Below are 12,224 nucleotides of genomic sequence, written 5' to 3'. Positions count from 1 at the left end.
CGGGTGCCCCCTAGGTGGGCCGTTGCAGCACCGTCATGCTGCGGTCCACCAGGGTCAGCCGGTCCCCGGCCTTCACCTTCGCGCCCGTGCCCGCCGGCACCCCCTCCGGGCGGCCCGTGTCCACGATCACCTCCCACTGGCGGCCGTGATTGACCGGCACCACGAAGTCCAGCGTCTTGGGGGAGGCGTTGAACATCATCAGGAAGGAGTCGTCGGCGATGCGCTCCCCGCGCTGCCCGGGCTCCGAGATCGCGTTGCCGTTCAGGAACACCGACAGCGCGGACGCCTGCGCCGAGTCCCAGTCCCGCTGGGCCATCTCCTTGCCCTCCGGGGTGAACCAGGCGATGTCCGACAGCTCGTCGTGGGTGCCCTCCACCGGCCGCCCGTGGAAGAAGCGCCGGCGCCGGAACACGGGATGCTCCTTGCGCAGCCACACCAACGCGCGCGTGAAGGCCAGCAACCCCGACGACTCGGACGGCTCGGCGCCCTCCTCGGGCCAGTTCACCCAGGCCAGCTCGCTGTCCTGGCAGTACGCGTTGTTGTTGCCCCTCTGGGTGCGCGCGAACTCATCCCCGTGGCTGACCATCGGCACACCCTGGGACAGCATCAGCGTCGCCACGAAGTTGCGCATCTGGCGGGCCCGCAGCTCCAGCACCGCCGGGTCGCCGGTCTCGCCCTCGGCACCGCAGTTCCAGGACCGGTTGTGGCTCTCGCCGTCGCGGTTGTCCTCGCCGTTGGCCTGGTTGCGCTTGTCGTTGTACGACACCAGGTCGTTGAGCGTGAACCCGTCGTGGCAGGTCACGAAGTTGATGGAGGCCAGGGGGCGACGGCCGTCGTCCTGGTAGAGGTCGGAGGAGCCGGTCAGCCGGGACGCGAACTCCGCGAGCGCCCGCCCCTCGCCCCGCCACAGGTCCCGCACGGTGTCGCGGTACTTGCCGTTCCACTCGGTCCACAGCGGCGGGAAGTTGCCCACCTGGTAGCCGCCCTCGCCGACGTCCCAGGGCTCCGCGATCAGCTTCACCTGGGAGACCACCGGGTCCTGCTGCACGAGGTCGAAGAACGACGACAGCCGGTCCACTTCGTGGAACTGCCGTGCCAGGGTGGCCGCGAGGTCGAAGCGGAAGCCGTCGACATGCATCTCGGTGACCCAGTAGCGCAGCGAGTCCATGATCAGCTGGAGCACGTGCGGGGACCGCATGAGCAGCGAATTGCCCGTCCCCGTGGTGTCCATGTAGTAGCGGGGATCGTCCGCGAGCCGGTAGTAGGACGGGTTGTCGAGGCCCCTGAAGGACAGCGTCGGCCCCAGGTGGTTGCCCTCGGCGGTGTGGTTGTAGACGACGTCCAGGATGACCTCGATACCGGCCTCGTGCAGCGCCCGCACCGCCGACTTGAACTCCAGGACCTGCTGGCCGCGGTCGCCCCAGGAGGCGTACGCGTTGTGCGGGGCGAAGAAGCCGATCGTGTTGTAGCCCCAGTAGTTGTTCAGCCCCATGTCGACCAGCCGGTGGTCGTTCACGAACTGGTGCACCGGCATCAGCTCCAGGGCGGTCACCCCGAGCTCCACCAGGTGCTCGATCACCGCCGGGTGCGCGAGCGCCGCGTACGTGCCGCGCAGCTCGTCCGGCAGCCCCGGGTGCAGCATCGTCAGGCCCTTGACGTGGGCCTCGTAGAGCACGGTTTCGTGGTAACCGCGCCGTGGCCGCCGGTCGTCGCCCCAGTCGAAGTACGGGTTGACCACGACCGACGACATCGTGTGCGGGGCCGAGTCCAGGTCGTTGCGCTTGTCGGGCGCGTCGAAGTGGTAGCCGTACACCTCCTCGCCCCAGGCGATCGATCCGCTGACCGCCTTCGCGTACGGGTCGAGCAGCAGCTTCGCGGAGTTGCACCGCTGGCCGCGCTCGGGGGCGTACGGGCCGTGCGCGCGGAAGCCGTAGCGCTGTCCGGGCATGACGCCCGGCACGTACGCGTGCCGCACGAACGCGTCGCTCTCCCGCAGTTCCACCGCCGTCTCCGAGCCGTCGTCGTGCAGCAGACACAGCTCTACTCGGTCCGCGGCCTCCGTGAAGACCGCGAAGTTGGTCCCGGCGCCGTCGTACGTGGCACCGAGTGGGTACGCCTCTCCAGGCCAGACCTGCATGGTCACGACTCTTTCAGCCGGGCCCCGCCGCCGGGGCGCCTTGGCCATGAGTCTCCCCGAAAGTGAGGGAACCACCTATGACTTACATCCCTCTTACCAAATGACCGGTGCGTACGACGTATGCCGTACGCCGATCCAAGTGGGACAGACACCACTCCCAGAGGTCCGGGGGGAAGGACCCAGGGGGAGTAGGGGGAGATGTGCGAAGGACAGTGCACCGCCACCTGGGCAAGGTGGTGGCGGGTACGGCCATAGCGGTGGCCGGGACCGCCGTGATGGTCGCCGTCACCCTGCCGGGCACGGCGGGGGCCGACGAGTCGGGGGGCACCGGAAAGGCCGCCGGGTCCACACAGCAGCAGGCCGGGGACGTGCTGGGCGCGGCGCCCGGTGTGGTGCAACAGGTCCCGGCCGAGGGCGAGAAGGGCAAGGGCCGCGACCCGCTCACCGACGACGAGACCAAGCGCGTCGAACAGCTCGCGGTGAACCAGCAGTTCCTCAACTCCAGTGAGAACGTGGACGGGAAGCGCGGCCCGCAGCGCCTCGACGTCGAACTCGCCGACCCGAACCCCGACGAGCTGGACAACCCGAACGCGCCGCGCCGCGCGGACGTCACGTTCTACGACTACAAGGACGACACGGTCGTCACCAAGACCGTCAACCTGGACACCGGCAAGGTCGAGCAGACCGGCACCCAGCACGGAGTGCAGCCGCCGGCGAGCCACGCCGAGGACGTCGAGGCGGCCGAGCTGCTGCTCGCGGACCCGCTCGGCGCGGGCCTGAAGGCCGACTACAAGGACGCCACGGGCAACGAACTCACCTCGCCGGACCAGCTGTTGCTGACCGCCATGATCTACAAGGCCACTCCGGGACGGCAGTCCGGCGTCCTCGACCAGTGCGGCACGCACCGCTGCGTGCGGCTGTTCCCGAAGGTCAAGAACGGGCCGTGGATCGACGCCCGTGACTTCGTCGTCGACCTGAGCGCCCGCAAGGTCGGCAAGCTCACCGGCTGAGCCGAACCCGCGCTCCTTCGCTCAGTCCTTCGTCCGCTGTCCCAACTTGCTTCTCCTGTAAGGGAGTCACTTCTTCATGCGCGTCAACAGAATCAGCCGTGCCCGCAGTCGGGGGGCCGTTGCCCTCACGGTGGCCGCCCTGGCCGCCGGAGCCACCGCGGGCGCGGGCCCGGCCGTCGCCCAGCCGAAGGCCGCGCCGAGCGCCGCCGTACCCGGCTGCAGCGCCGCCTACACCATCGAGCAGAAGCTCTCCACCGGCACCACCTGGCGGATGTGCTGGCACTACGAGCGCGAGGCCGGCCTCGTCCTGGAAAACATCTCCTACCAGCCGCCCGGCGAGGCCGCCCCCATCAAGGTGCTCGCCGACGCGAAGCTCGCCCAGATCCATGTCCCGTACGACGACGGCAAGAACGAGTACAGCGACCTCACGCAGTACGGCTTCGGCACGGGCCTGATGAACATGGCGCCCGGCGAGTGTCCCGGCGGCACCATCAAGACCGTCAAGGTCCCCGACGCCATCGACCCGGACCACCCGAACGTCAAGGGCCTCTGCACGACGACCCGTTCGCGCGGCCACGCCTTCCGCATGCAGGGCGACACCGCCAACAAGGTCTACCAGACCCAGGGCAAGGACTTCCTCGTCTACACGGTCAACCAGGTCGGCTGGTACGAGTACATCACCGAGTGGCGCTTCCAGGACGACGGCACCATCAACATGAACGTCGGTGCCACCGGCAGCCTTTCGCCCTACGACTACGACGCGGGCGACGGCCGCGGCTGGCCGCTCGGCAAGAACGCCACGGCGTACGCGACGAGCCACCAGCACGACGTCTTCTGGAAGTTGGACTTCGCCCTCGACGGCTCCTCCAAGGGCCGCGTCGAGCAGTACGACTCCGCGGTCACCACCCACGGCGCCAACACCCCCACGAACAAGACCACGTTGACCAAGGTCACCAAGGAACTCGCGGGCGACGCGAAGAACATGCGCTGGTGGCGCATCGTCAGCGCGACCGGCAAGAACAAGGACAACCACGCCCGGTCCTACGAGATAGTCCCCGGCCCCACCACCAAGTACCCGGGCCGCAGCTTCACCCAGCACGACGTGTACTTCACCCAGTACAACAAGTGCGAGCAGTTCGCCAGCGACAACCTGCCCAACTGCGGTGCGGGGCACCCGAAGCAGGTCGACAAGTGGGTCAACGGCCAGACCCTCACACAGCCCGTGGTCTGGGTGAACGTCGGCTTCCACCACATCGCCCGCGACGAGGACCAGCAGCCGATGCCGGTCCACTGGCAGGGCTTCTCGATCGCCCCGCGCGACGTCACCGCTATGAATCCGCTCACTCCCGCCGCCCTCGCCGACCAGAACGGCAATGTGAACGGCGGAAGTTGAGAAACGACCCTGTCCATCCGGCTGCACCGCCGACCGGTCCCGGAGTACCCTTCCTTGATCGTTGAGACTGGGGAGAGCTCGGGGGAGCGGAAGGCGGTGCACGGGTGGGCTCGGGAGGGCTGGAGTTGCCCCCTGGTGACGAGAGTCACGAGGGGAACTCCGCAGAAGTCCCGCCCGGCGCGGTGTCCCTGGCACGTCCGATGGACGCGGCTGGTTCCATCGGTCCGGAGCTGGACTGGGACGCCGACGCCTGGCGCGAGGTGCGTACGCGCGCCCAGCGAGCCGGCCGCGCCTACATCTGGCTGAACCTGGTCGAACAGCGGCTGCGCGCCGTCGTGGCCGCCGTTCTGCGTCCCATCTACGAACCCGTCCACGGCGACGAGTGGGTCGTCGCCGCGGCCGGTCCGGCCGGCCAGGAGTGGGTGCAGCGCGCGGTCGCCGTCCGCGAAGTCAGCCGCCGCAAGGGCTACTTGCTCGACCCGGCCGACGACAACGTCCTCAGCTTCCTGACCCTGCCACAGCTGCGCGAGCTGATGGTGCAGCACTGGCCGTGCTTCGAGCCGTACTTCGACGAGCGCCGGGACGTCGAACTCGCCCTGGACGAGCTGGAGGTGACCCGCAATGTCGTCTCGCGCAACCGCGCCCTGTCCGAGGCCGTCCTCAACCAGGCCGAGCGGGCCTCCGCGAAGCTCCTGGAGACCCTCGGCGCCGGCAGCGACGTGCCCTCGGCCCGCCGGCTGCCCGTCGACGCGGTCGAGGAACTGATCGGCGACCGCTTCGCCGACGTGGTCGCCGTCCACCCCGACCGGGTGCGGCTGATGCGCCAGTTCCCCGCCGAGGACATCTTCGGCGGCGCCCGCCGTGTCGACGCCATCGGCATCGGCCTCAACCTCCTCGTGCAGAACTTCTCCGGCCGACGGCTGATCCGCCTCGCCGAGTCGGGCTGCCGGGTACGGCTGCTGTTCCTCAACCCCGCCTCCAGCGCGGTGAAGCGGCGCGAGCGTGAACTCGGCATAAAACGGGGCGAGTTGAGCCGCGCCGTCGAGATGAACATCCTGCACATGCGGCGGGTGAGGTCCCGGCTGCGCGACCCGGGCGCCTTCGAGATCCAGGTCTTCGACGAGACACCCCGCTTCACGGCGTACCTCGTCGACGGCGACGGCTCGGACGGCATAGCCGTCGTGCAGTCCTATCTGCGCCGCAGTCGAGGCATGGAGGCGCCGGTGCTGGTACTGCGAAACGGAAGCCGACTCGTCAAGTCGGACGAAATGGACGACATCGGTCTTTTCCCCACCTATCGCGATGAGTTCGAGCAGATGTGGGCGGATTCGCGACCGGTGTCCTGACCTGTCCGGGCCCGGTCCGGCGGTAAGCGGAACGCGGTCCTCGGATTGTCAGTGGCTCATGCGAAGGTGGAGACCACTGGGGGAAAGCACCACCGAGAAGGGGGGCCGTCATGGCCTGGCACCAGGAGCTGCTCATCGGCTTCGACCTCGAGACGACCGGCACGGAGCCGCGCGAGGCGCGCATCGTCACCGGCGCGGTCATAGAGGTCAGGGGCGGACGGCCCGCGGGCCGCCGTGAGTGGCTGGCGGATCCCGGCGTGGAGATCCCGGCCGACGCCGTCGCGGTGCACGGCATCACGAACGAACGCGCCACCGCCGAGGGCCGCCCGGCCGACGAGGTCGCCGACGCGATCGCGGACGTCCTCGCGACCTACTGGAAGACGGGCGTCCCCGTCGTCGCCTACAACGCGGCCTTCGACCTCACCCTGCTCTCCGCCGAGCTGCGCCGGCACGGACTCCCGTCCCTGCGTGACCGCCTCGGCGGCATCGACCCCGCCCCGGTCATCGACCCGTACACGATCGACCGCTCCGTCGACCGCTACCGCCGCGGCAAGCGCAACCTCGAAGCCGTCTGCCAGGAGTACGGCGTGGTCCTCGACACCGCCCACGACGCCTCGTCCGACGCCCTCGCCGCCGCCCGCCTGGCCGGCGCGATAGCCGACCGCCACCCCAAGGTCGCCGCCCTCGGCCCCGCCGAACTGCACCGCCGCCAGATCGAGTGGTACGCGGAATGGGCCGCCGACTTCCAGAGCTTCCTGCGCCGCAAGGGCGACCAGGACGCGGTGATCGACGGCACGTGGCCGCTGCGGGAGCTCGAGGACGAGACGGTGTGAACCCGGGGGGCGCCCCGTAGGGGCGCGGGGCTGTATCGATATGCGGCTCCGCCGCGTGGGCGCGACCAGCCACATCGGACCGTCAGTCGCCCGAATCCCGGTCGCCCCCAATCAATAGGCGCTCAGAACGGAAACCACCGCACCGTCTCGTCCCCGTCCCGCAAAGACCGCACCCGCCGCTCGAACTCGACCAACGCCTCGGGGTTGCTAGGCGCATGCTGCGCAACCCAAGCACAACTGGCCGTCTCCCGAGCCCCGCGCAGCACCCCGCACCCGTCCCACTCCCGCACATCCCACCCGTACGCCTCGGTGAACTCCTCATAAGCCGCCGCAGGCACCCCGTATCGGTCACGGGACAGAGCCATCACCACCAGATCGTGCTCACGCAGATCCGCGGAGAAGGTCTCCAGGTCGACCAGGACAGGGCCCTCCGCACCGACATGCACATTCCGCGGCAGCGCGTCGCCGTGGATCGGCCCCGGCGTCAGCTGGGGTGTGAGCGCAGCGGCCGCAGCCGCGAACCCGTCGCGCCGCTCCCGCAGATACACCGCGTCCGCCGGATCGATCGCGTCACCCGCGAGCCGCAGCCAGCGCTCCACACCGCCCAGCAGCTCGCGGGGCGGGAGCTCGAAGGAGGGAGAGGGAAGGGCGTGGACGAGGCGTAGCAGTTCGGCCAAATCCCGGGGTTCGGCGGGCCGTACGGATTCGGACAGCCGGTGCCACACGGTCACCGGATGTCCCTCGACGAGCCGCGCCTTCGGGTCGGCGGCCCGCACCGCCGGGACGCCCGCCTCGGCCAGCCACACCGCGGTGTCCAGCTCGCGCCGGGCGCGGTCGAGGAGTTCGGCGTCACGGCCCACCTTGACGACCAGGTCACCGGCGGCGAACACCGCGTTCTCGCCGAGGGCGAGGAGCCGCGCGTCCCGCGCCGGGCCGGGCAGCACGTCCGCCGCGGCCAGTACGTCCCGCGCCCGTGCCTCGTCCATCGTCCGCCTCCGTGTCGTCCCTGTGCGTGTTCCCTGTGCGTGTGCGTACGGCGTCGGGTTCCCGCCATCCGACGGCCAGTGTCGCATTCGCACAGGTGGGACGGCATGCGAGGTGCCTTGACGAGGCACACGGCGTTCACGACCATGACGGGGCCCGACCGGGCCGTGCAAAGGGGCTGATTCCATGACATCGGTGACGGGGGTATCGGCGAGGCAGACAAGGAGGCCGCCGAGCCGCGCACCGGGCAGGGGCCGCCGGCGGCGCGGCTCCGACCACGCGGCCTGGTTCCTGGTGTTACCCGCGCTGATCCCGATCCTCGTGCTCAGCGTCGGCCCCCTCCTCTACGGCGTCCTGCTGGCCTTCACCGACTCCCAGTCGGGCCGCACCGCGCCCACGCAGTGGATCGGCGCCCTCAACTTCCGTGACCTGCTGCACGACACGCTGTTCTGGGAGTCGTTCCGCATCGGGCTGGTGTGGGCGGTCGGAGTCACGGTCCCCCAGTTCCTGCTCGCCCTCGGCCTCGCCCTTCTCCTCGACCAGGACCTGCGGCTGAGATGGCTCGCCCGCGCGCTGGCGATCGTCCCGTGGGCGATGCCCGAGGTCGTCGTAGGCATCATGTGGCGGATCGTCTACAACCCGGACGCGGGCATCCTCAACGAGACCCTGCACGACCTCGGCCTAGGCGACGGCCGCGACTGGCTCAGCAGCCTGGGGACCGCGCTGCCCGCCGTGATCGTCGTGGGCGTCTGGGCGGGCATGCCCCAGACGACGGTCGCCCTGCTCGCCGGACTCCAGAACACCCCGCGCGAACTCCACGAGGCGGCGGCCGTCGACGGCGCCGGAGCCTGGCGCCGCTTCCGCACGGTCACCTGGCCCGCCCTCAGACCGGTGGCGCTGGCGATCACGGCGCTCAACCTGATCTGGAACTTCAACTCGTTCGCCCTGGTCTACGTCCTGACCGGCGGCGGACCCGGCGGCCGCACCCGGCTGCCCATGCTCTTCGCCTACGAAGAGGCCTTCCGCTACGGCCAGTTCGGGTACGCGGCGGCGATGGGATGCGTGATGGTCGCGGTGATCTCGGTGCTCCTCGCCCTCTTCCTCGTAGGCCGACTTCGTGGAGGGGACGACGCATGAGGACCAGAACCAGCGGCACCACAGGCATGAGGACGAGCACAGGGGCGCGCGCCGGACAGTACGCCGCCCTGCTCGCGTACCTCGTCTTCCTCGCCTTCCCCTTCCTCTGGCTGATCTCCACCGCCTTCAAGTCCCCACGAGAGCTGGGCAGTCTGCACCCCACCTGGATCCCCCGGCACCCCACCCTCGCCAACTTCCGCCAGGCCTTCGACGAACAGCCCCTGCTGCACGCCGCGTCGAACTCCCTGCTCGCCGCGCTCGGGGCCGCGCTGATCGCCGTGGTGATCGCGACCCCGATGGCGTGGGTCATGGCCCGGCGCCGGACCCTGCTCGCGCGGGCCGCGACCGGGTGGGTGGTGGTCAGCCAGGCGTTCCCGTTCGTGCTGGTGATCATCCCGCTGTTCCTGGTGCTGAAGAACCTGCGGCTGATCGACTCCCTGGCCGGACTGGTGCTGGTCTACGTGGTGTGGTCGCTGCCGTTCGCGCTGTGGATGCTCGTCGGCTATGTACGGGCGGTACCGGCCGAGTTGGAGGAGGCGGCGGCGGTCGACGGCGCCGGAAGACTCCGCACGCTCGTGTCGGTGACGGCACCGCTGTTGGCGCCCGGGATCGTGGCGACGGCGCTGTTCGCGTTCGTCACCTCGTGGAACGAGTTCTTCTTCGCGCTGGTCCTGCTCAAGACCCCGGAGCACCAGACCCTGCCGGTCGTCCTCACCCACTTCATCGGCGCGGAGGGCGTCGCCGACCTCGGCCCGCTGGCCGCCGCCGCGTTCCTCGCGACCCTGCCCTCCCTGCTCGTCTTCGCCCTGATCCAACGCCGGATCACGGGCGGCATGCTCACCGGGGCGGTGAAGAACTGATGCGATCTCGATGGCTCTTCGTCCTCGTCGTAGGCCTGCTCATCGCCGGCTGCACGGGCGGCGGCGGAAACGGCTCGGCGAACGGCAGGATCACCCTCCGCTTCCAGTCCCTCGCCTGGCAGGAGGAGTCCGTCACCGCCAACAAGGAGTTGGTGAAGGAGTGGAACGCGACCCATCCACACATCAAGGTCGAGTACGTGCAGGGCAGTTGGGACAGCGTCCACGACCAGCTGCTCACCTCCTTCGAAGGCGGTGAGGCGCCCGACATCATCCACGACGCCTCCGACGACCTCGCGGACTTCGCCTACGGCGGCTACCTCGCCGACCTCCGGGACCTGCTGCCCGCGCGCCTCAAGTCGGACATCCCGCAACGCAGTTGGGAGACGGCGACCTTCGGGGACGGGATCTACGGCGTGCCGTTCCTCCAGGAACCGAGGGTGATCATCGCCAACGCGACCTGGCTGAAGAAGGCTGGCGTACGCATCCCGACCCCCGAACACCCTTGGAGCTGGCCGGAGTTCAGGGCCGTCACCCGGCAGCTGAGCGGCGACGGCAAGTACGGCGTGGCCTGGCCGCTCAAGGAGCCGGTGTCCGCCACGCTCAATCTGTCGCTCTCGGCGGGCGGCGAGCTGTTCCACCGGGGCGCGGACGGCAAGGTGACGGTCCGCTTCGACGCGGCCGACGAGGTCGTGCCGCGCACGATCCACGACCAGGCGGACGTGGACCACAGCGCCTCGCCCACGACGCTCGGCAGCGGCGGCTCGGACACCCTGCCCGGGTTCTTCGGTGGCAAGTACGCGATGGTCCCGCTCGGCTTCTCCTACCGCCAGCAGATCGTGCAGCAGGCGCCGAAGGGCTTCGACTGGCAGGTGCTGCCCGCCCCGGCCGGCGCCGACGGACTCACCCAGGGCGTCAGCCCGCAGACCCTGTCCATCGCCCAGGACAGCCCCCACAAGAAGGAGGCCGCCGAGTTCATCGACTTCCTGCTCCAGCCCAAGAACATGGTCCGCCTGGCCCTCGGCGACTGGATGCTCCCCACCGGCACGCAGGCACTCAAGGACCCGGCCCTGCACACCACGAAGGACGACTGGGCCACCGGTGCGGCACTCGCCGACGATCTCGTCTCGGCGCCCGCGCAGTCGGTACGCGGCTACCCGGAATGGAAGGACAAGGTGGCGACCCCGGCCTTCCAGGAGTATTACAGCGGCGCGATCACGCTGACAGGGCTGCGCAATCGACTGGTGAACGACGGGAACCTGGTGCTGGCGAGATACCAACGCTGATGAGGGTGAGGTCTTTCAGGGGCGCGGGGAACTGCGCGACCAGCCCCCACGCACCCGCACCCGCCACACACCCGCACCCCCTCCCCGGACGGCGCACCTCACCGCGAAAATCCCGTTGCCCAACTCCACCGACCCCACTTAGCGTGAGCGCATGTCAGCCGCCAACGCGATCACGAACTCCGGTCTCGGCCGGAGCTGCACGTATGCGATCCGCATGCGCCGCGGCCCCGGTGCCCTGACCGGCCCGGGCGCCCACGCCCGCTGACACCTCCGCCGACCCGACTCGACGCTCGTCCGGTCCGCGGTCGGTTCTCCCTGTTCTTCCGGTCGGGGCCTTCGTCTGCCCGTATGCCCTTCACGGAAGACAAGGACCGCAGGCCATGGCCCGCCCCACCCACGTTTCCCGCGCGCTTTCGCAGAACTTCCTCGCCGATCGCGCCACCGCCGAATACGTCGCCCGACTCGCCGTCCCGCACAAGCGCCAGATCCCCCTCCTCCTCGAAGTGGGCGCGGGAAAAGGCGCGTTGACCGCGCAGCTCGCACCCCGCTGCCGCGAACTCCACGCCCACGAGATCGACCCCCGACTCCTCCCGAAGCTCCGCACCCGCTTCGCGGAAACACCCCAAGTGCGCGTCATCGCGGGTGACTTCATGGCCACCCGGCCCCCGCGCGTCCCGTTCTCCGTAGCCGGAAACGTGCCCTTCTCCCGCACCGCCGACATCGTCGACTGGTGCCTGCGCGCCCCCGCCCTCACCGACGCCACCCTGCTCACCCAGCTGGAGTACGCCCGCAAACGTACCGGGGACTACGGGAGTTGGACCCTGCTGACGGTCCGCAGCTGGCCGCGCCACGACTGGAGGCTGGTCGGACGGGTCGACCGGAGACGCTTCAGCCCCGTACCGCGCGTCGACGCCGGGATCGTAAGGATCGAGCGGCGCCGGACCCCACTTCTCGAACCCGCCGAACTGCACGGCTGGCGGCACCTGGTCGAGTTGGGCTTCTCGGGGGTGGGAGGTTCGCTGCACGCCTCGCTGCGCCGGGCACACCCGAGACGCCGCGTGGAGGCCGCGTTCCACGCGGCACGCCTCGACCCGCGTGTCCTCGTCGGCGAGGTGTCCCCGGGCCACTGGCTACGGCTGCACAAGGAGCTGACGTCGTAGAAGGAGCCGTAGAACAGTCGTAGGACATGGGTGAGGGCCTGTTGGTTCCCCCGGGATACCAACAGGCCCTCAGTCAGCAGG

10 protein-coding genes are annotated in these 12,224 nt (G+C 69.8%); 8 read left to right on the top strand and 2 right to left on the bottom strand.

Annotation, left to right across the window (positions count from 1 at the left end; translation table 11 throughout):
* Positions 1 to 10: 10 nt before the first annotated feature.
* Complete coding sequence (gene glgX, locus ACQHII_RS12120; protein WP_427919318.1) at positions 11 to 2,137, bottom strand: glycogen debranching protein GlgX; 2,127 nt, start codon at positions 2,135 to 2,137, stop codon at positions 11 to 13.
* Between the two features lie 200 nt (positions 2,138 to 2,337).
* Between glgX and ACQHII_RS12115 the strand changes: the two genes are divergently transcribed.
* The 4 genes from ACQHII_RS12115 (at position 2,338) to ACQHII_RS12100 (ending at position 6,719) form a co-directional block, all read left to right on the top strand.
* On the top strand, positions 2,338 to 3,147 hold the full coding sequence (locus tag ACQHII_RS12115; RefSeq protein WP_427919317.1) for a Tat pathway signal sequence domain protein: 810 nt from the start codon (positions 2,338 to 2,340) through the stop codon (positions 3,145 to 3,147).
* 76 nt (positions 3,148 to 3,223) lie between these two features.
* On the top strand, positions 3,224 to 4,540 hold the full coding sequence (locus ACQHII_RS12110; RefSeq protein WP_427919316.1) for a copper amine oxidase: 1,317 nt from the start codon (positions 3,224 to 3,226) through the stop codon (positions 4,538 to 4,540).
* A 104-nt stretch (positions 4,541 to 4,644) separates the two neighbouring features.
* A complete protein-coding gene (locus ACQHII_RS12105) occupies positions 4,645 to 5,886 on the top strand; it encodes an SAV2148 family HEPN domain-containing protein (RefSeq protein WP_427919315.1) in 1,242 nt (413 codons plus the stop codon).
* A gap of 110 nt (positions 5,887 to 5,996) precedes the next feature.
* Positions 5,997 to 6,719, top strand: coding sequence for a 3'-5' exonuclease (locus tag ACQHII_RS12100; RefSeq protein ID WP_427919314.1), 723 nt, complete (start codon positions 5,997 to 5,999; stop codon positions 6,717 to 6,719).
* Positions 6,720 to 6,841: 122 nt separating this feature from the next.
* Here ACQHII_RS12100 and ACQHII_RS12095 read toward each other — a convergent pair whose 3' ends face one another.
* The gene (locus ACQHII_RS12095; protein ID WP_427919313.1) at positions 6,842 to 7,705 is read right to left on the bottom strand and encodes a phosphotransferase enzyme family protein; all 864 of its coding nucleotides are present in this window, start codon (positions 7,703 to 7,705) and stop codon (positions 6,842 to 6,844) included.
* Positions 7,706 to 7,889: 184 nt separating this feature from the next.
* Between ACQHII_RS12095 and ACQHII_RS12090 the strand changes: the two genes are divergently transcribed.
* From ACQHII_RS12090 to erm(O), 4 genes are all read left to right on the top strand, one after another.
* Complete coding sequence (locus ACQHII_RS12090; protein ID WP_427919312.1) at positions 7,890 to 8,840, top strand: carbohydrate ABC transporter permease; 951 nt, start codon at positions 7,890 to 7,892, stop codon at positions 8,838 to 8,840.
* Between the two features lie 26 nt (positions 8,841 to 8,866).
* The gene (locus ACQHII_RS12085; RefSeq protein WP_427925295.1) at positions 8,867 to 9,700 is read left to right on the top strand and encodes a carbohydrate ABC transporter permease; all 834 of its coding nucleotides are present in this window, start codon (positions 8,867 to 8,869) and stop codon (positions 9,698 to 9,700) included.
* A complete protein-coding gene (locus ACQHII_RS12080) occupies positions 9,700 to 10,983 on the top strand; it encodes an ABC transporter substrate-binding protein (RefSeq protein ID WP_427919311.1) in 1,284 nt (427 codons plus the stop codon). Before ACQHII_RS12085 ends, ACQHII_RS12080 begins: the two co-directional genes overlap by 1 nt.
* 380 nt (positions 10,984 to 11,363) lie before the next feature.
* Entirely contained in the window at positions 11,364 to 12,143 is a 780-nt protein-coding gene (gene erm(O), locus ACQHII_RS12075; RefSeq protein WP_427919310.1) for a 23S rRNA (adenine(2058)-N(6))-methyltransferase Erm(O), read from the top strand.
* Positions 12,144 to 12,224 lie beyond the last annotated feature (81 nt).

It is taken from the genome of Streptomyces sp. cg40, assembly GCF_050320165.1.
In the GTDB taxonomy this organism is placed as follows: Bacteria; Actinomycetota; Actinomycetes; order Streptomycetales; family Streptomycetaceae; genus Streptomyces; species Streptomyces hokutonensis.
The sequence above is the reverse complement of the archived record's forward strand: the minus strand, read 5'-3'. Positions and strand labels throughout refer to the sequence as shown.

Bases quoted from the DNA above. Each gene is read 5' to 3' on its own strand.
- ACQHII_RS12090 (WP_427919312.1), top strand. From the start codon at position 7,890: ATGACATCGGTGACGGGGGTATCGGCGAGGCAGACAAGGAGGCCGCCG.
- ACQHII_RS12100 (WP_427919314.1), top strand. From the start codon at position 5,997: ATGGCCTGGCACCAGGAGCTGCTCATCGGCTTCGACCTCGAGACGACC.
- ACQHII_RS12085 (WP_427925295.1), top strand. From the start codon at position 8,867: ATGAGGACGAGCACAGGGGCGCGCGCCGGACAGTACGCCGCCCTGCTC.
- ACQHII_RS12110 (WP_427919316.1), top strand. From the start codon at position 3,224: ATGCGCGTCAACAGAATCAGCCGTGCCCGCAGTCGGGGGGCCGTTGCC.
- ACQHII_RS12095 (WP_427919313.1), bottom strand. From the start codon at position 7,705: ATGGACGAGGCACGGGCGCGGGACGTACTGGCCGCGGCGGACGTGCTG.
- ACQHII_RS12080 (WP_427919311.1), top strand. From the start codon at position 9,700: ATGCGATCTCGATGGCTCTTCGTCCTCGTCGTAGGCCTGCTCATCGCC.
- glgX (WP_427919318.1), bottom strand. From the start codon at position 2,137: ATGCAGGTCTGGCCTGGAGAGGCGTACCCACTCGGTGCCACGTACGAC.